Below are 16,992 nucleotides of genomic sequence, written 5' to 3' on the forward strand. Positions count from 1 at the left end.
ACACAGGCCGTGGCCGCCCCCGCGCGACCCGTCATCGACTTCCGCGCCGAGCTCCAGCCCATAGACGGATTCGGCTTCTCGATGGCCTTCCAGCGGGCCGACCTGCTGCACGGCGCACGCGGCCTCAGCCCGGCCAAGCAGCGCGAGGTGCTCGACCTGCTGCTCAGTAAGGACAAGGGCGCGGGCCTTTCGATCCTGCGTCTGGGCATCGGGTCGTCGACCGAGAGGGTCTACGACCACATGCCGACGATCCTGCCGGCCGATCCCGGCGGGCCGCAGGCCACGCCGAAGTACGTCTGGGACGGCTGGGACGGCGGTCAGGTCTGGCTCGCCAAGGAGGCCAAGGAGTACGGCGTCAAACGGTTCTTCGCCGACGCCTGGAGCGCCCCGGCCTTCATGAAGACCAACGGAAGCGAGAACGACGGCGGCGAGCTGCGGCCCGAATGGCGTCAGGCCTATGCGAACTACCTCGTCCAGTACGCGAAGTTCTACCGGCAGGAGGGCATCGGGATCACCGACCTCGGGTTCACCAACGAACCCGACTGGACGGCGACCTACGCCTCGATGCGGTTCACCCCGCAGCAGGCCGTCGACTTCCTCAAGGTGCTCGGGCCGACCGTCCGCGCGTCCGGGCTGAAGACCGGGGTGGTCTGCTGCGACGCCGCGGGCTGGGACCGGCAGGTTGCCTACACCGAGGCCATCGAGGCGGACCCCGCGGCCGGCAAGGCCGTGCGGACCATCACGGGCCACCGCTACAGCGGTCCGACCGAGGTGGCGCAGCCGACCGACAAGCACGTGTGGATGTCGGAATGGTCGCCGGACGGCGCCACCTGGAACGAGAACTGGGACGACGGCAGCGGCTACGACGGTCTCACCGTCGCGGCCGACATCCAGAACACCCTGACCGTCGGCAACGCCAATGCCTACGTCTACTGGACCGGCGCGTCCCTCGGCGCGACCCGAGGGCTCATCCAGCTCGCCAACCCCGGTGACGACTACCGCGTGTCCAAGCGGTACTGGGCGCTGGCCGCCTTCAGCCGGTTCATCCGCCCCGGCGCCGTCCGCGTGCCGGTCACGAACGCCGACCCGGCACTGCGGATCACGGCCTTCCGCAACACCGACGGCAGCCGCGTGATCGAGATCCTCAACACCGCGACCACCGAAAGCTCCACCGAGTTCTCACTCCGCGGCGGGCACGACCGCCGCCCCGACGCCTACGTCACCGACGAGACCCGCTCGATCACCCCGGCCGACATCGTCTCCACGCACGGCACGACCCTCAGGGCGACGCTCGCCCCACGCGCGCTGACCACGATCGTCCTCGACTGAACCGCCCATCACTGGAGGAGTAGTCCGTCATGTCCATGTCCCGGATTCTCACCGCTCTGTCCGTCGCCGTCTGCCTGTCGGCCGGCCTCGCCGCCGCGCCCGCAGCCGCCGAGCCCCGTCCCCGGACGCTCGGCGAACTGGCCAAGAAGCACCACAAGTACTTCGGCTCCGCCACCGACAACCCCGAGTTCACCGACGCCGCCTATCTGAAGCTCCTCGGCAGCGAATTCGGGCAGACCACCCCCGGCAACGCCATGAAGTGGTACGCCACCGAGCCCGAACGCGGCGTCTTCGACTTCGCCGCCGCCGACGAGGTCGTCGCGTTCGCCCAGGCCCACCACCAGAAGGTCCGCGGCCACACCCTCATCTGGCACAACCAGCTCCCCGCCTGGCTCACCGAGGGCACCTGGACCGCCGACGAGCTGCGCGCCATCCTCAAGCACCACATACAGACGGTGGTCCGGCACTTCAAGGGCCAGGTGATCCACTGGGACGTCGTCAACGAGGCCTTCAACGAAGACGGCACCTACCGCGAGACGCTCTTCTACAAGACGCTCGGCCCCGGCTACATCGCCGACGCCCTGCGCTGGGCCCACGAGGCCGACCGGCACGCCAAGCTGTACCTCAACGACTACAACGTCGACTGGATCGGCCCCAAGAGCGACGCCTATTACACCCTGATCAAGCAGTTGAAGGCCGACGGCGTCCCGGTGGAGGGCTTCGGCATCCAGGGCCATCTGGCGCTCCAGTACGGCTTCCCCGCCGACGTCCAGCAGAACATGGAGCGTTTCGCCGACCTCGGGGTCGAGGTCGCGATCACCGAGCTCGACATCAGGATGAACCTCCCCGCGACCCCCGAGAAGCTCGCCACGCAGGCCACCTGGTACGCCGACTACGTCAAGGCCTGCCTCGCGGTCCGGAAATGCGTAGGCATCACCATCTGGGACTACACGGACAAGTACTCGTGGATCCCCTCCGTCTTCCCCGGTGAGGGTGCGGCCCTGCCCTACGACGAGAACCTGATGCCCAAGCCCGCCTATCACTCGATCAGGAAGGTGCTGGGCGGATGATCAGGACGGCGATCGTCGGAACGGGCGGGATCGCGGGCATCTGCCACGTACCCGCCCTCCGGGCGCAGGCGCACCGGGCCGTGATCGTGGCGGCCGTCGACGTGGACGCCGCGCGCGCCGAGGAGTTCGCGGCCGAACACGGCATTCCCGCGGTCTACACCGACCTGCACACGATGCTCCAGGAGCAGAGTCCGGACCTCGTGCACCTGTGCACGCCTCCGTTCCTGCACGCCGACCAGGCCGTGGCCTGTCTGGAGTCGCAGGCGTGGGTGTGGTGCGAGAAGCCGGTGGCGCTGTCGCTGGCCGAGCTCGACCGGATCCGCGCCGCCGAGGGGCCCGCCGTCGCGGGCGCGGTGTTCCAGCACCGGTACGGCTCGGGGGCCCGGTACCTGCGCGACCGGATCGCCGCCGGGACGCTGGGCCGTCCCCTGGTCGCGCAGTGCGTCACGGCCTGGTACCGCGACGACGCCTACTACGACATGCCCTGGCGCGGCACCTGGGAGAGCGAGGGCGGTGGCCCGACGCTAGGGCACGGCATCCACCAGATGGACCTGATGCTCGCGGTGCTCGGCGAATGGGCCGAGGTACGCGCGATGGCCGGCCGCCTCGAACGCGACGTCCAGACCGAGGATGTGTCCGCGGCCCTGGTCCGGTTCGAGAACGGAGCCATCGCGACGGTCGTCAACAGCGTCCTTTCCCCGCGCGAGGAGAGCTACCTGCGGTTCGACCTCACCGACGCCACGGTCGAACTGCGGCATCTGTACGGCTACTCCAACGCGGACTGGACGTTCACCACCGGATCGACCAGCGTGAAGTGGGAGCCGCCGGACGACCTGCCCAGCTCGCACACCGCCCAGCTCGCGGCCTTCCTGGACGGCTACGAAGCGGGCATCCGGCCCGACCTCGGCAGATCCACCATGGAACTGGTCACCGCCCTGTACAAGGCCGCGATCACCGGGCTGCCGGTCCGGCGCGGAGAGATCGACGCGGCCGACCCGTTCTACGGCTCGCTCAACGGAGGCCGCCCGGAGGTGTTCCGATGACCTTCGAACTCCTGGAGGACGAGGACTCGCTGACCGTCCGAGCTCGCGGCGTCGACCTCTTCCGGTACGTGCACCGGCCGGTCATGGACCCCTTCGAGGCGCCGAAGCCCTACCTGCATCCGGTGCGCACGCTCGCCGGCGACGTGGTCACCGGGTACCGGCCGCACGACCACCGCTGGCACAAGGGCGTCCAGATCACGGCGTCGTGGGTGTCGGGGCAGAACTTCTGGGGCGGCGGCACCTACCTGCGCGGCCAGGGCTACGTGGACCTGCCGAACCTCGGCACCATGCGCAGCCTCGCCGTGTCCGCCGAAACGGGCCACGGCCGCGCCGTGATCACCGAGGACCTGGCCTGGTACACGATGGCGGGGGAGCACTGGATCGACGAGCGCCGCACGCTGACCGCACACGCCGTCGAGGCCGACTCCTGGACCCTGGACGTCGCCACCGCACTGACCAACGTCCGGGGCACCGGTCTGCTGTTCGGCAGCCCCGGCACACAGGGCAGAAAGCTCGCCGGGTACTCCGGCCTGTTCTGGCGCGGCCCGCGCGATTTCACCGGCGGCGACGTGATCGGCCCCGCGATGGGTGAGCAGGGCGACTGGCTGGCCTTCATCGGCACGCACGACGAGGTCGACCGCTCCTCCACGCTCCTGTTCCTGGACGATCCGGACGCCCCCTGCGACTGGTTCGTCCGCAGCGAGCCCTTCCCCGCCGTCAACCCGTCCCTGGCGTTCGACGAGGAACTGCCGCTGGCCCCGGGCGAGACCCTGTCGCGCCGCTACCGGATCGTCGTGGCCGACGGCGCATGGACCCCCGGGCGCCTGTCCCGCCACATCGCGGAACACCCGTGGTGACCCCGTTCCCCGGCGGCGTGGGGATCTCCGGGCTGACCGTGTACGACTGGGAGGCCGCCGACGGGCTGTGCGGCGGCACCCCCCACATGCACCTCGTCTGCTCCGAAGCCTACGTAGTCACCGGCGGCGCGGGCAGCGTCCAGACGCTCACCACCTCCGGCTTCGCCGACACCCCGCTGCACCCCGGCGACGTCGTCTGGTTCACCCCCGGCACGATCCACCGCCTCGTCAACGACGGCGGCCTGCGCCTCGTGGTGCTCATGCAGAACGGCGGACTCCCCGAGGCGGGCGACGCCGTCTTCACCTTCCCCCCTCCGGTGCTGGCCGATCCGGGCGCCTACCAGGCAGCGGCCACCTTGACCGGCGACCATTCCGCGGCAGCGCGCCGCCGCCGCGACCTGGCGGTCGAGGGTTTCCTGGCCTTGCGCGAAGGCGGGCTGCCGCAGTTCCACATCGCGGCCCACCGCTTGAAAAGCGAGCTGCTGGATGCCTGGTGGACCCGCTGGCGTGACGGCCCCCTGGCCGCGGCCCTCACGACCGGCCGTCAGCTGGAACGGCTGAAGGCCGCAGACCTCGCCCACCTCGGCCACGGCGAAGTGTCACGCCTGGAGCGCCCGGAGCGCCAGAGCTTCGGCATGTGCGGCCGCCTTCACACCTATCCCGTCCCCGACCCCCCAACAACGCGGCCGCCGCGCGGTCCGTCGGGGTCACCTCACCCCCACCCCTCAAAGGAGCTCTCCTGATGTGGTTTCGCCATCCGTCCCCGGTGCACGTGAGACGGCTGCTCGCCGTCCTCGCGCCCTTGCTGCTCCTGGCCACCTTCCTCAGCGTCCAGCCCGCCAGCGCGGCGACCGTCGACCCCAACGCCTACTACGTGCTGGTCAACCGCAACAGCGGCAAGGCCCTGGACGTCTACAACCTGGCGACCGGCGACGGCGCCCGCATCACCCAGTGGACCCGGAACGATCAGAACCAGCAGCAGTGGCAGTTCGTCGACTCCGGCGGCGGTAACTACCGCATCAAGTCCCGCCACTCCGGCAAGGTGCTGGACGTCCACAACGGATCCACCGCCAACGGCGGCTCGATCGTCCAGTGGGCCGACCTGAACGCCACCAACCAGCAGTGGCGGCTGGCCGACAGCTCGGACGGCTACGTGAGGCTCATCGCGCGCCACAGCGACAAGGCCCTCGAAGTGCAAGGCGGCTCCACCGCCGACAACGCGAACATCGTCCAGTACGAAGACTGGGGCGGCACCAACCAGCAGTGGCAGTTCGTCAAGGTCGGTGCCGGCAACCCCGGCGCGTGCGTTCTTCCGTCGACCTACCGCTGGACCTCGACGGGCGCGCTGGCGCAGCCCAAGTCCGGGTGGGCGTCGCTCAAGGACTTCACCGTCGCCCCCTACAACGGCAAGCATCTCGTCTATGCGACGACGCACGGCGCGGGACCGGGAACGGGCTGGGGTTCGATGAACTTCGGCCTGTTCGGCAACTGGTCGGAGATGGCCTCGGCCAGCCAGAACACGATGTCGAACTCCGTCGTCGCGCCCACGCTCTTCTACTTCGCGCCGAAGAACATCTGGGTGCTCGCCTACCAGTGGGGGGGTGGAAGCGCCTTCTCCTACCGGACGTCGAGCGACCCCGCCAACCCCAATGGCTGGTCATCACAGCAGGTGCTCTTCTCCGGAAGCATCGCCGACTCCGGAACAGGACCCATCGACCAGACGCTCATCGGTGACGGCACGAACATGTACCTGTTCTTCGCCGGTGACAACGGCAAGATCTACCGCGCCAGTATGCCGATCGGGAACTTCCCGGGCAGTTTCGGCTCGACCTCGACCGTGGTCATGAGCGACACGACGAAGAACCTGTTCGAAGCCCCCCAGGTCTACAAGCTCCAGGGCCAGGACCGCTACCTCATGATCGTCGAGGCGGACGGCTCGCAGGGCCGCTACTTCCGCTCGTTCACGGCCACCAGTCTGAACGGCTCTTGGACACCCCAGGCCGCGTCCGAGAGCAACTCCTTCGCCGGCAAGGCCAACAGCGGCGCCACCTGGACCAACGACATCAGCCACGGCGAACTGATCCGCACCACCGCCGATCAGACCTTCACCGTCGATCCCTGCAACCTGCAGTTCCTCTACCAGGGACGCGACCCCAACTCCGGCGGTGAGTACGGCCAATGGCCCTACCGGCCGGGTCTGCTGACACTGCGGCGCTAAAGGCGTGACACGTCAGTCGGTCGATGGCAGCGTCTCGGTCCAGGAAACCCGACTCCTCGACCTGATTGCCGCCGGGCCCCCTGTAGCGGACCTTGTAGAAGTGCGGGCACCTTGTCCAACGGGATGCAGGGTGATCGCAGTCCTTGTCATACGTGCCCATACCTCGGGCGAGTGCCTTGTTCTGGAACTGGATCGGCCGCACTGACGAGGAGATCGTGGCGGCCCGCCAGGACTGGATGGAGGGCACCCGCTACGGAGAGGTGAAGGGCTACGACGGCCCCCCGATCCCCGCCCCGGCCCTCCCGCCGGTTCCCCTGAAACCGCGAGGTCGGGTGCGCTGAACAAGGGTTACGGCGGATCGGATGAGGTCGGCCGGACGCGTCAGCGCACGGGGGTGAAGTCCTGCGAGGCGATGTATCCGGGGCGGCGCACCGGGGCGGCGAAGGGCTTCGACGGGCGGTTCTCGACGCTGTTGAAGACGAGGAACACGTTGCTGCGCGGGTAGGGCGTGATGTTGTCACCCGAGCCGTGCATCGCGTTGCAGTCGAACCAGGTGGCCGAGCCCGCCGTGCCGGTGAAGAGCTTGATGCCGCAGGCCGAGGCGAACTTGGTCAGCGCCTCGTCCGACGGGGTGCCCGCATCCTGCATCTGGAGGGACTTCTTGTAGTTGTCCTTCGGCGTCGCACCGGCACAGCCCAGGAAGCTCCGGTGGGAACCGGGCATGATCATCAGGCCGCCGTTGGTGGTGTGGTTTGCCGTCAGGGCAATGGACACCGACACGGTGCGCATGTGCGGCAGGCCGTCCTCGGCATGCCAGGTCTCGAAGTCGGAGTGCCAGTAGAAGCCGCTGGCGCCGAAACCGGGCTTGACGTTGATCCGGGACTGGTGCACGTACACCTCGGAGCCCAGGATCTGTCGCGCGCGTCCCACGACGCGCGGATCGGCGGCGAGGGCCGCGAACACCTCGCTGATCCGGTGGACCTCGAAGACGGAGCGTACTTTCCGGGACTTCGGATCCACGATGGACCGCTCGTCGGCCAGCGTCGAGGGGTCACGGAGCAGCCGGTCCAGCTCGGCCCGGTAGGCGCCCACCTCGTCGGGCGCGATGAGTTCGTCGACGGACAGGTAGCCGTCGCGCTCGAAGCTCTCCAGCTCGTGGGCCCAGAAAGGGCCCGGCGTGCCGGGCTCGGACCACACGACGGGGTCCGTGCGGCCGGTGAACACCTCCTCGGAGCCCCGGGTCGGATACAGGTCGTTCACAGTGCGGGTGGATGCGTGGGTCATGGTGTTGCCTGCCTCTCCTCTCTGTGCGTTCCGTACGTCAGCTGTGGTCGGGTTCGGTGAGCAGCGGGTACACGCCGTTCTCGTCGTGGTCCTCCCGGCCGGTCACGGGCGGGTTGAAGACGCACAGGCAGCGGAAGTCGTGCTTCACGCGCAGGGTGTGCCGCTCGTGGTCGTCGAGGAGGTACATGGTTCCCGGCGTGATCGTGTAGGTCCGCCCCGTCTCCTCGTCCGTGAGTTCGGCCTCCCCCGCCGTGCAGACCACGGCCTCCACGTGGTTCGCGTACCACATGGACGTCTCGGTGCCGGCGTACAGGACGGTCTCGTGGAGGGAGAAGCCGACGCGTTCCTTGGCCAGGACGATGCGCTTGCTTTCCCAGGTGCCGGATGCCGCCCTGACGTGGCGGTCGGTTCCCTCGATGTCCCGGAACGAGCGGACGATCACGGTGGTGCCCTTCGTGGTGTGGGGGTGCTGGTCAGGCGGCTTCGCGGACGGAGCGGGCGAGGATGACAAGGCCCTCGTCGAGTTCGTCGCCGGTGACGGTGAGCGGCGGGAGCAGCTTCACGACCTGGCCCTCGGGGCCCGAGGTCTCGACGAGGAGGCCGTGCTCGAAGGCCCTCCGGCACACCTCCGCGGCGCGCTCCTTGTGGGTGAACTCGACGCCCCAGACCAGTCCGCGGCCCCGGTACGTCGCGCCCAGCCGGGCGTGTTCGCCGCACAGCTCGCGCAGCGCGCTCTCGATGCGGCCGCCCTGGACGAGGGTCCGCTCGCGCAGGACGCTGTCGCCCCAGTACGTCTCCAGGGCCGCGGTCGCCGTGACGAAGGCCGGGTTGTTGCCGCGGAAGGTGCCGTTGTGCTCGCCCGGCTCCCACAGGTCCAGTTCGGGTTTGAACAGGCACAGGGACATGGGGAGTCCGTAGCCGCTGATGGACTTGGACAGCGTGACGATGTCGGGCGTGATGCCCGCCTCCTCGAAGGAGAAGAAGTCGCCGGTCCGGCCGCAGCCCATCTGGATGTCGTCGACGATCAGCAGCATGTCGCGGCGGCGGCACAGGTCCGCGAGGGCGCGGAGCCATTCCGCGCGGGCCACGTTGATCCCGCCCTCGCCCTGGATCGTCTCGACGATGACCGCCGCCGGATGGTTGAGGCCGGAGCCCTGGTCCTCCAGCAGGCGCTCGAACCAGAGGAAGTCGGGAGTCCTGCCGCCGAGGTAGTTGTCGAAGGGCATCGGGGTGCCGTGGACCAGGGGGACGCCGGCGCCGGCCCGTTTGAAGGCGTTGCCCGTGACGGCGAGCGAGCCGAGCGACATGCCGTGGAAGGCGTTGGTGAAGGAGACGACCGACTCGCGGCCCTTGGCCTTCCGCGCCAGCTTGAGCGCCGCTTCGACGGCGTTGGTCCCGGTGGGCCCCGGGAACATCACCTTGTAGGGCAGTGCGCGGGGTTCGAGGACGTGGGATCGGAAGGTCTCGAGGAAGGCCCTCTTGGCGGTCGTCGACATGTCGAGCGCGTGCGTGATGCCGTCCCGCTCCAGGTAGTCGAGAAGGGCCCGCTTCAGGACGGGGTTGTTGTGGCCGTAGTTCAGGGACCCGGCGCCCGCGAAGAAGTCCAGGTAGCCGCGGCCGTGTTCGTCGTACAGCCGGCTTCCCGTGGCGCGCTCGAAGACGACGGGCCAGGCGCGGCAGTAGCTTCGCACCTCGGACTCCACGGTCTCGAAGACGGACAGGACCGGCTCGGTCATGGTCAAGGCAACTCTCCGATGAACGTGGGGGTGTTCTGTACGGGGTGTTCGGGGTGGTAGCCCGGACGGCTGCCGGCGCGGCTCGCGGCTCGCGGCCGGCGGGCTGCCGGGCGGAACCGCGATCAGAAGTGGAGCGGCCCGATGCGGTGCAGGACCTCCGGGGCGTGCCCGCCGTCCGGGAACTCCTCTGCGGTGAAAACCACTTCGCGCGTGAGCGTGGCGTTGTGCCGCGCGGCGTACGAGGCGAACAGTCGCTCCGACGCGAGGTTTCCGGGAGAGATGGTGGTCTCCAGGGAGCTCAATCCGTGTTCTGCCGCCACACGGGCGGAGAGGCCGTCGAGCAGGGACCCGGCGATTCCCAGGCCGCGGACGGATTCGTCGACGGCGATCTGCCAGACGAGCAGGGTTCCGGGGCTGTCGGGCCGCAGGTATCCGTTGACGAATCCGATGGCACGCCCGGACGGGTCGCGGGCCACCGCAGACGTGCCGGCGAAGTCACGGCACCAGAGGAGATAGCTGTAGGCCGAGTTGAGGTCCAGCGTCCTGGAGTCGCGAGCGAGGCGCCACAGCAGGGGGCCGTCACCTGGGCGGGGGCGGTCGATGTGCGTCGTCGAGGTGGTCGGAGTGGACGGCAGGGTCTTCCTGTAACGGGTCAGTTCCGCATGAGCAGTCATGCGGGCCGAAGTTACCCAGGGCTGGAGCAAATTGCATGGCCCTAAGGGGTTACGGAACTGGCATGGCTCGTGATACTTGCCGACGCCTTCCCGGGACCGTGAAGCGCTAGTAATGTGCCCGTAAGGCTATGAAGAATGCTGATATTTCCACCCCACCCTCGATTTCGTAACGAGCAGGTAACGTCTTTGCTCTGTCTCATTTTTCCACTTGAATGTGATGTCTTCGTCGGACGGTCGGGGGTTTCGTTCACGGCTGCGCGGTTATAGGCGGCAGGGCGCCCGACTGGCGCGACGATTTCGCGGGGTGTAGGCCTCAGGTGATTCGGAGGGAGCGCCGAAGGCGGCCGCGGACCCACCTGCGCGCCCTGCACCCCGATCCGCCAGGATCGGCCTCCTCTGCCGCCGGCAGCGGCCAGGAGCTCCCGTCGCTACCTCCGTTAGGAACGTTCTCCGCCGAAGTGCCGGGCTCTCTTCGGCTGGTCGTTTCCGGGATGCAAGGTCAGCGAACTTTCGGGGTGCCGTTGCGTTCCATGGTCTGGGACGGGGCCATCGACGACCTTGTGGTCGAAGATGCTCATCCGGCGGCTGCCGAGGGTCGTTGCGCCCGGACGCAGTTGACCGAAGCCGTTGATGCCCGGCCCCCACCCTGGGCAGGGCCCCTCGAATCCGTCTGCTGCCCGACGGGGCGTACAGAAGTACCGAGACGCGGCTTCTGTCGTTGCCCGCGTCTCGGGCGGCAGCTTGGGGCAGTACTCCTCAAGGCTGCTTGCCCCGAGGTGCGTTCGCTGGCGGTTCGGGCAGCCAGTCGCGCGCCGGGTCGTACTCCAACCAGCGCCTTTGCCGAGCTTCTCCCGCGCAGGCGGCGGTGAGTCCGTCCAGTCCCGGGTGTCCGTTGCCTCTGCGCCACAGCAGCGACCAGGCGTACAGCGGTGTGGGGTTGACCAGGGGAACGGAACGCAGCCCGGGGACCTCCGGCAGCGGCACGTCGGCGGGCAGCAGCGAGAAGCGTCGCGGGTCCTGTGCCACGTCGGCAAAGAAGTGGGTAAGGCCCAGGTTGACGCTCGCGGCCCTGTCCTGGATGTCGAATCGGTCGGCGAACTGGTGGAGGAAGTCGAGCCGCTCCAGCGCACCGGGTGCCCACAGCAGGCTGCCGCGCAGCTGGTCGGGCCGCAGTTCCGCCTCGGCTGCGAGCGGATGGTCCGCGCTCAGTACGGCGTCCACCGGTTCGAGGCGGACGAGGCGGTGTACCAGTCCGGTGTGGAGAGGCGGGTGGACCCGGCCGAAGGCCGCGTCGATCTCGCCGTGCAGCAGTGCATCCGTCACCGACGGGAGATCGCGCCCGTGCCCCAGCACCAGCTCCCCGCTCCGGCCCGCGACCTGGGCCAGTGTCCGCATCGGCGCGTAGAGGTGCCCCCAGACGTCTACGCGCAGCGGACGGTCCTTCCCGACCGCCGCTGCGACCGCGGCGTCGGCGGCGGCCACGGTCTGCCGGGCCGGTGGGAGAAAACGCAGCCCGGCCTCAGTGAGGCGCACCCCGTTGCCATCGCGCTGGAACAGCTCAATGCCGAGCAGGGATTCCAGCCGCGCGATCCGCTTGGACAGCCCCTGCTGGGAGATGGCGAGCATCCCCGCCGCCCGGCCGAAGTGCAGTTCCTCGGCGGCGCGCACGAAGGCACGTACCTGCGCCACGTCGAGATCCATGGCTCTCACCATAGGTGACAACTGAAAGTTGTCGGTCTTGCTTGTTCGTTGTTGGATCACGGGGTGGCCGCAGGGGTTGCATTGTCGGCATGCAAAGACTGATTCCCACGGGGGAAGCGGCGCGTCCGGTCGCTTTCGCCGAGGTCCCCCAGCCCGTCCCGGAGCCCGGTGAGGCATTGGTCAAGGTCGAGGCGTTCGCACCGAACCGGGGCGAGACGTTCCTCCTCGAAAACCCCCGGCCGGGGTTTCTGCCCGGCAAGGACATCGCGGGGCTCGTCGTGCAGGCCGCAGCGGACGGCTCGGGTCCTGGTATCGGCACCCGCGTGGTCGGGCATCCGGCGTGGGGCGGCTGGGCCGAGTACGCGGCCGTGCCCACGCACTCCCTCGCGGTGCTCCCGGACAGCATCGACAGCGTACGGGCGGCGGCCCTGCCGCTGGCCGGGATCACCGCCCTGCGCCTGCTGCGTTCGGCCGGTTCCGTGGCCGGCCGGCGGGTGCTGCTGACCGGAGCCTCGGGCGGGGTCGGCCACTACGTCACCGAGCTGGCCGTCGGGGCCGGAGCCGAGCTGAGCGCGGTGACGGCCACGGCGGCGCGCGGTGAGCGGCTCGCGGAGCTGGGTGCACAGGTGGTGCACGAGGTCGCCGCGGCTCAAGGGCCGTTCGACGTCGTGCTGGAGTCCACGGGCGGGACGGATCTTCCACTCGCCCTCTCGAAGGTTCGCCCGGGTGGAACGCTCGTCTGGTTCGGCCAGGCGAGCCGCACCCCGGTGACCCTCGACTTCTTCCAACTCCTCGGCGGGCCCGAGCGCGTCACGATCCGGCACTTCCACTACGCCGGCGCCCCGTACGGTTCCGATCTCACGGCGCTGGTGGGCCTCGTGCAACAGGAGCGGCTGCACCCGGAGATCGGCCGGATCACGGACTGGACAGAGACCGCCGACACTTTGGTCGACCTTCGAGAGCGCCGCATCCGCGGCAAGGCCGTCCTGCTGACGAGAGGAACACGATGAGCATCGCCGAGTTCGCCGCCGCCCAATGGACCCGGGCCACCGGCGCGGGCCTCGACCCCCACGAATACCGGCGCGTCACAGACCGCCTCACCTCCGTCGCCGACTGGGGGCCGGCCTTTCTGAACACCGGAGACGCCTACCTCCAGCGCGCGGAGAAGGCGGCATCCTCCGCCTCGGCGGGCGAGCACCTGCTGATGGCGGCCCGGTGGTTCCACGTGGCCACGCTCGCGCCGTACGCGGAGGCACACCGCGCCGCCGTCCTGGCGGATCACGCCCTGAGCCGAGCACTCACCGCGCTGGAACCCGATGCGCGGCACGTGAGCGGCGAGGGGTTCACCGGCTGGCTGCGCGGCCCCGCCGACGCCCCCGGCTCCGTGGTCGTCGTCCCCGGACTGGACTCGGCCAAGGAGGAGTTCCTCGATCTGGTGTCCGCGCTGCTGGCCAGGGGGCTTGCGGTGTTCGCGATGGACGGCCCAGGGCAGGGGGTGCTCGCGGCCACGACGACCTTCAGGCCGGACTACGAGCAGGTCGTGGGCCGGGTCATCGACGCCCTCGATATCGCACGCATCGGGCTCGTCGGCCTCAGCCTGGGCGGCTATTTCGCGGCCCGGACCGCGGCGCTGGAGCCGCGGGTGGCGGCGGTCGCCACCGTCAGCGGCCCCTTCCGCCTCGACTGGGAGGAACTGCCCCCGCCGGTGAGGGACATCATGGCCCAACGCACCGGAGGGGCCGACGCCGCCCGCGAGTTCGCCCACCACGTGGACCTCGCCGCCCTGGCGCCGCGCATCGCGGCCCCGCTGCTGGTCGTGGACGGAGGCCAGGACGTCATTCCCGGCGTGACGAACGGCGAGCCACTCGCCCGCCTGGCACCGCACGGCACCTACCTGTCCGTCCCACACGGCGATCACCTCCTGGGCAACGCACGGCCCGACTGGCTCCCCCACCTCACCGACCACATCACGCACACCCTGACGGGAGCACAGGCATGAACCGCTTCACCGACAAGACCGTCCTCGTCACCGGCGGAACCAGCGGCATGGGCCTGGCGACCGCACACCGCCTCATCACCGAAGGCGCCCACGTCATCGTCACCGGCCGCACCCGCGCACGGGTGGACGCCGCCGTCCAGGAACTCGGCCCCCATGCCTCGGGAGTCGTCGCCGACACCACCGACCTCGACGCGGTGGACGCGCTGATGGAGACGGTCCGCGACCGTCACGGCCGTCTCGACAGCCTCTTCGCGAACGCGGGCACCGGCACGTTCCTGCCGTTCGAGAACATCACCGAGAAGGACTTCGACCACGGCGTCGACGTCAACTTCAAAGGGGTGTTCTTCACCGTCCAAAAGGCACTGCCGCTCCTGGCCGACGGAGGCTCCGTCGTCGTCAACGCCTCCTGGACCCTGCACCGGGGCAACAGCGTCCTCACCCTGTACTCCGCGACCAAAGCCGCCGCGCACAACCTGGCCCGTACCCTCGCCGCCGCACTCGCCCCACGCGGCATCCGCGTCAACTCCATCAGCCCCGGATACATCGACACCCCGATGTACCCCTCCGCCGCACTGAGCACAACGGAGGCGAAGGCGCTGACCGACGGAATCGTCGCAGGCCGCTTCGGACGCCCGGAGGAGATCGCATCGGCCGTGGCATTCCTCGCCTCGTCCGACGCGTCCTACGTCAACGGCCAAGACCTCGTCATCGACGGCGGCCTGATCGGCGCCGTACCCGCCTGAGGATCGGTCGCGCACACCCGCAGCCGGTCAGCCTCTCCCAGGAGGTGGACGGGCAGTGGAGGCGACAGTAGAGGCGCGCCCACCGGGTACCTCCCGCGCTGACCCTGCGATATCAGTCCTGGGCCTGGGAAAACCTCCGCCGCCGAGCTGGGTCGGGCGAGCCGGCCTCCGTCGTCTCAAGCGCTGCTGCTGAGACCTCCGGCGGAGTGATCTCGGCCTGTGGCCGCCGCGTCAGCGAGCGCAACGCCCGCAGCCGGCGCCGGCGAGCCCAGCCCGGTCCGTTGCGCAGCTCGGCGTAGCGGACGACCGCGTCAGGGGTCATCGTCCGGATCCACAGCGGCCTTCCGACCATGATGCGTTCGGCGCCGGCCGACTCGCCTTCGAGGTGCCACCGCGTGGGATCGAGTACGACGTCGGTGTAGATCTCGGCGACGAACTCGCAGTCGCCGCCGTGGCCGATGGTGAAGCCGCGGGTCTCAGGGTGGCCCCTGTGGTCGGTGGTGCTGGAGAATCCCTGGTCCAAAGCGATCTTCAATGCCTCCACCGACCGGGACTGTGGGTCGTCCCATTGGGAGGTGTTCTGCCTTCCCCTGGTGCGCAGCAGCTCCTCGATCGCCGGTGCCGCCGAGGATGTCCAGCCGTCGGCAAAGCCGTCGCTCGGACCGAAGCCGCGTACGTTGTCCTTGCTTCCGAAGAGACAGAGGTCGACCCGCCGGCCGTGCGCATTTCGGAGCTGCACGTGCATGACTGCGGCGTCCCGGGTGTGCCATGCGGCGAACTCCGCGAACTCGACCTTGCCGACACCTTTGACGTAGGAGGCCACGGGTTCCAGGTCCAGGCTTTCCGTGACCGCGGTCCCCAAGTGACGCTCGATGCGGCGTGCCTCCCCCAGCCGGTTCCGCGTCACGCGCTGTTGGGGCCCGATGCCTCCTTGGAGGCCAATGAGCGAAAGGCCGAGGGTCCAGGTTCGTCGTCCCGTGAGCTCGATGCCGTTCTCCTCGGCAACTTGTTGGACTGCTCGATCTGACCAGTAGACGTATCGACCGACCTCGTGACGGGCTGCCATCCGACCTCGTATTCATTCGTTCATTCCGCGGGCTGGAGTGAGGTCATGCTGGCACTACGGAACCTGTACCATCGTGGCACCTGTGGTGCAGCCGACGGCGCTGTTGCCCGGCAGGCCGAGCAGATCCAGCAACCACGCCTCGGCGACCTCCTCCACCGCCGCGTACGCGGGCGAGGCGGCGCGCATGACGCAGTTCTGGTCCCAGGCGCTGACCAGCCAGTCCGTGGCGAGCGCGGCCGGTTCGGTGCCACCGACCACGAACCCGTAGAAGCGGCCACTGGGAAACGCGGTGAGCCCCGGCTCGCAGGCCGTGGCGAGCAGGTCGACGACATCGGCGGGAGTGCTCGGAGCGGCGGGCAGTTCGTGGCCGAGCACGCGCACGATCTCGTCGACCGAAGCGCGGGCGGGAACCCGGCGGTCGTTCAGGCTCGCCAGCCAGCGGACGGCATGGTCGTGTGCCTGTCGGAGCGCTGCCTCGCGCGCGTCCATCCTTTGATCTTCGCAGGGAATCCCGGCCTTTAGGCCAAGGCCGTGAAGTTAAGGGCTGATCGGCGTAGTCAAGGGGGTTGGGTGGGGAGTTCGGTGGTCGTCGAGACGTAGGAAGCGGAGCCCCGGTAGAACTGGCAGTCGACCAAGACAGCCGTTCACGTCACCGGAGGCTCCGCTGTCGGATCAGTGTGTCATCAGCCGTGAAATGTCGGTAGCCGCAGGGGTGTTCGCGCCGGGGCATCTGGGTGAGCTGACCCAGATCGTGCCGTTCGAGTTGGTCGATGCGGTGCTCGTCGAGTGTGGGTCCGTCCAGGAACGGATACGCAAGCTCCCCGCTCGGGTCGTGGTCTATGTCCTGCTTGCGGCGGGACTGTTCGAGGAGTGCGGATACCCCGCGGTATGGCTCAAGCTGACGGGCGCCTTGTCCTGGCTGCCGGTGCCGCGGGTGACCGCCACGGCACTGTGGCAGGCACGCTGCCGGCTCGGGGTGCGTCCGATGCGGGCCCTGTTCGACCTGTTGCGCGGACCGGCCTCGGCGGTCCGCACGGCCGGGGCCCGGTGGGCGGGGCTGCTGGTCGTCGCGGTCGACGGGACACATCTGGACGTCGCTGACGACCAGGAGGTCCGTGCGAAGCTGGGCAAGGCGTCCAACCAGTACACCGCCGCCTCGGGGTACCCGCAGGTCCTGCTGGTCGCTCTGGTGGCCTGCGGGACACGGGCGGTGATCGACGCGGTGTTCGGCCCCGGGAAACCGGGTGAGTCGATCCTGGGCCGCCGCCTGGC

General features: G+C 69.2%; 17 protein-coding genes and 1 pseudogene. 11 read left to right on the forward strand and 7 right to left on the reverse strand.

The window, feature by feature from the left end:
* Positions 1 to 9: 9 nt before the first annotated feature.
* The 7 genes and pseudogenes from J7F03_RS33510 to J7F03_RS33540 all read left to right on the forward strand — a co-directional run.
* Positions 10 to 1,329, forward strand: coding sequence for a glycoside hydrolase (locus J7F03_RS33510; protein ID WP_308380065.1), 1,320 nt, complete (start codon positions 10 to 12; stop codon positions 1,327 to 1,329).
* A gap of 29 nt (positions 1,330 to 1,358) precedes the next feature.
* Complete coding sequence (locus J7F03_RS33515) at positions 1,359 to 2,399, forward strand: endo-1,4-beta-xylanase (RefSeq protein ID WP_214956215.1); 1,041 nt, start codon at positions 1,359 to 1,361, stop codon at positions 2,397 to 2,399.
* A complete protein-coding gene (locus tag J7F03_RS33520) occupies positions 2,396 to 3,442 on the forward strand; it encodes a Gfo/Idh/MocA family protein (protein WP_214956217.1) in 1,047 nt (348 codons plus the stop codon). Before J7F03_RS33515 ends, J7F03_RS33520 begins: the two co-directional genes overlap by 4 nt.
* Entirely contained in the window at positions 3,439 to 4,299 is an 861-nt protein-coding gene (locus J7F03_RS33525) for a PmoA family protein (protein ID WP_214956219.1), read from the forward strand. The genes J7F03_RS33520 and J7F03_RS33525 overlap by 4 nt, the downstream gene beginning before the upstream one ends.
* Positions 4,251 to 5,042, forward strand: a complete 792-nt coding sequence (locus J7F03_RS33530; protein WP_214956221.1) for a cupin domain-containing protein — start codon at positions 4,251 to 4,253, stop codon at positions 5,040 to 5,042. The genes J7F03_RS33525 and J7F03_RS33530 overlap by 49 nt, the downstream gene beginning before the upstream one ends.
* Positions 5,042 to 6,517 (forward strand): non-reducing end alpha-L-arabinofuranosidase family hydrolase, encoded by a 1,476-nt coding sequence (locus tag J7F03_RS33535; RefSeq protein WP_214956223.1) that lies wholly within the window; start codon positions 5,042 to 5,044, stop codon positions 6,515 to 6,517. Before J7F03_RS33530 ends, J7F03_RS33535 begins: the two co-directional genes overlap by 1 nt.
* A gap of 176 nt (positions 6,518 to 6,693) precedes the next feature.
* Positions 6,694 to 6,858: pseudogene (locus J7F03_RS33540) on the forward strand (pirin family protein); the annotation flags it as partial.
* Between the two features lie 40 nt (positions 6,859 to 6,898).
* Here J7F03_RS33540 and thpD read toward each other — a convergent pair.
* The 5 genes from thpD to J7F03_RS33565 all read right to left on the reverse strand — a co-directional run bounded on the left by thpD (position 6,899) and on the right by J7F03_RS33565 (position 11,912).
* The gene (thpD, locus tag J7F03_RS33545; protein WP_214956225.1) at positions 6,899 to 7,801 is read right to left on the reverse strand and encodes an ectoine hydroxylase; all 903 of its coding nucleotides are present in this window, start codon (positions 7,799 to 7,801) and stop codon (positions 6,899 to 6,901) included.
* Between the two features lie 37 nt (positions 7,802 to 7,838).
* Positions 7,839 to 8,243 carry an ectoine synthase gene (locus J7F03_RS33550; RefSeq protein WP_214956227.1) on the reverse strand — a complete coding sequence of 135 codons (405 nt, stop codon included), beginning with the start codon at positions 8,241 to 8,243 and terminating at the stop codon, positions 7,839 to 7,841.
* Between the two features lie 31 nt (positions 8,244 to 8,274).
* Positions 8,275 to 9,543, reverse strand: coding sequence for a diaminobutyrate--2-oxoglutarate transaminase (gene ectB / locus J7F03_RS33555; protein WP_214956229.1), 1,269 nt, complete (start codon positions 9,541 to 9,543; stop codon positions 8,275 to 8,277).
* Between the two features lie 116 nt (positions 9,544 to 9,659).
* Positions 9,660 to 10,211 carry a diaminobutyrate acetyltransferase gene (ectA, locus tag J7F03_RS33560; RefSeq protein ID WP_214956231.1) on the reverse strand — a complete coding sequence of 184 codons (552 nt, stop codon included), beginning with the start codon at positions 10,209 to 10,211 and terminating at the stop codon, positions 9,660 to 9,662.
* Between the two features lie 756 nt (positions 10,212 to 10,967).
* Positions 10,968 to 11,912: a LysR family transcriptional regulator gene (locus J7F03_RS33565; RefSeq protein ID WP_214956233.1), complete on the reverse strand. Its 945-nt coding sequence runs from the start codon at positions 11,910 to 11,912 to the stop codon at positions 10,968 to 10,970.
* Positions 11,913 to 12,001: 89 nt separating this feature from the next.
* On the opposite strand from J7F03_RS33565, the gene J7F03_RS33570 reads away from it, so the two are divergent.
* Genes J7F03_RS33570 through J7F03_RS33580 form a run of 3 tightly spaced genes read left to right on the forward strand, consistent with a single transcriptional unit; the run spans position 12,002 to position 14,654 of the window.
* Complete coding sequence (locus J7F03_RS33570) at positions 12,002 to 12,922, forward strand: zinc-binding dehydrogenase (RefSeq protein ID WP_214956235.1); 921 nt, start codon at positions 12,002 to 12,004, stop codon at positions 12,920 to 12,922.
* A complete protein-coding gene (locus J7F03_RS33575; RefSeq protein WP_214956237.1) occupies positions 12,919 to 13,911 on the forward strand; it encodes a S9 family peptidase in 993 nt (330 codons plus the stop codon). The genes J7F03_RS33570 and J7F03_RS33575 overlap by 4 nt, the downstream gene beginning before the upstream one ends.
* Positions 13,908 to 14,654 carry a glucose 1-dehydrogenase gene (locus tag J7F03_RS33580; RefSeq protein ID WP_214956239.1) on the forward strand — a complete coding sequence of 249 codons (747 nt, stop codon included), beginning with the start codon at positions 13,908 to 13,910 and terminating at the stop codon, positions 14,652 to 14,654. Before J7F03_RS33575 ends, J7F03_RS33580 begins: the two co-directional genes overlap by 4 nt.
* 112 nt (positions 14,655 to 14,766) lie before the next feature.
* Here J7F03_RS33580 and J7F03_RS33585 read toward each other — a convergent pair whose 3' ends face one another.
* Positions 14,767 to 15,720 carry a hypothetical protein gene (locus tag J7F03_RS33585; RefSeq protein ID WP_214956241.1) on the reverse strand — a complete coding sequence of 318 codons (954 nt, stop codon included), beginning with the start codon at positions 15,718 to 15,720 and terminating at the stop codon, positions 14,767 to 14,769.
* Between the two features lie 54 nt (positions 15,721 to 15,774).
* The gene (locus J7F03_RS33590) at positions 15,775 to 16,209 is read right to left on the reverse strand and encodes a pyridoxal-dependent decarboxylase (protein ID WP_251072887.1); all 435 of its coding nucleotides are present in this window, start codon (positions 16,207 to 16,209) and stop codon (positions 15,775 to 15,777) included.
* 205 nt (positions 16,210 to 16,414) lie between these two features.
* Between J7F03_RS33590 and J7F03_RS33595 the strand changes: the two genes are divergently transcribed.
* Positions 16,415 to 16,992 (forward strand): transposase domain-containing protein (locus J7F03_RS33595; protein ID WP_214956243.1); only part of this gene is annotated, 578 nt, incomplete at its 3' end.

It is taken from the genome of Streptomyces sp. ISL-43 (genome assembly GCF_018614195.1).
In the GTDB taxonomy this organism is placed as follows: domain Bacteria; phylum Actinomycetota; class Actinomycetes; order Streptomycetales; family Streptomycetaceae; genus Streptomyces.

Bases quoted from the DNA above. Each gene is read 5' to 3' on its own strand.
- J7F03_RS33535 (WP_214956223.1), top strand. From the start codon at position 5,042: ATGTGGTTTCGCCATCCGTCCCCGGTGCACGTGAGACGGCTGCTCGCC.
- J7F03_RS33570 (WP_214956235.1), top strand. From the start codon at position 12,002: ATGCAAAGACTGATTCCCACGGGGGAAGCGGCGCGTCCGGTCGCTTTC.
- J7F03_RS33565 (WP_214956233.1), bottom strand. From the start codon at position 11,912: ATGGATCTCGACGTGGCGCAGGTACGTGCCTTCGTGCGCGCCGCCGAG.
- ectA (WP_214956231.1), bottom strand. From the start codon at position 10,211: ATGACTGCTCATGCGGAACTGACCCGTTACAGGAAGACCCTGCCGTCC.
- J7F03_RS33530 (WP_214956221.1), top strand. From the start codon at position 4,251: ATGGACCCCCGGGCGCCTGTCCCGCCACATCGCGGAACACCCGTGGTG.
- J7F03_RS33525 (WP_214956219.1), top strand. From the start codon at position 3,439: ATGACCTTCGAACTCCTGGAGGACGAGGACTCGCTGACCGTCCGAGCT.
- J7F03_RS33515 (WP_214956215.1), top strand. From the start codon at position 1,359: ATGTCCATGTCCCGGATTCTCACCGCTCTGTCCGTCGCCGTCTGCCTG.
- J7F03_RS33580 (WP_214956239.1), top strand. From the start codon at position 13,908: ATGAACCGCTTCACCGACAAGACCGTCCTCGTCACCGGCGGAACCAGC.
- J7F03_RS33585 (WP_214956241.1), bottom strand. From the start codon at position 15,720: ATGGCAGCCCGTCACGAGGTCGGTCGATACGTCTACTGGTCAGATCGA.
- J7F03_RS33590 (WP_251072887.1), bottom strand. From the start codon at position 16,209: ATGGACGCGCGCGAGGCAGCGCTCCGACAGGCACACGACCATGCCGTC.
- J7F03_RS33520 (WP_214956217.1), top strand. From the start codon at position 2,396: ATGATCAGGACGGCGATCGTCGGAACGGGCGGGATCGCGGGCATCTGC.
- thpD (WP_214956225.1), bottom strand. From the start codon at position 7,801: ATGACCCACGCATCCACCCGCACTGTGAACGACCTGTATCCGACCCGG.
- J7F03_RS33575 (WP_214956237.1), top strand. From the start codon at position 12,919: ATGAGCATCGCCGAGTTCGCCGCCGCCCAATGGACCCGGGCCACCGGC.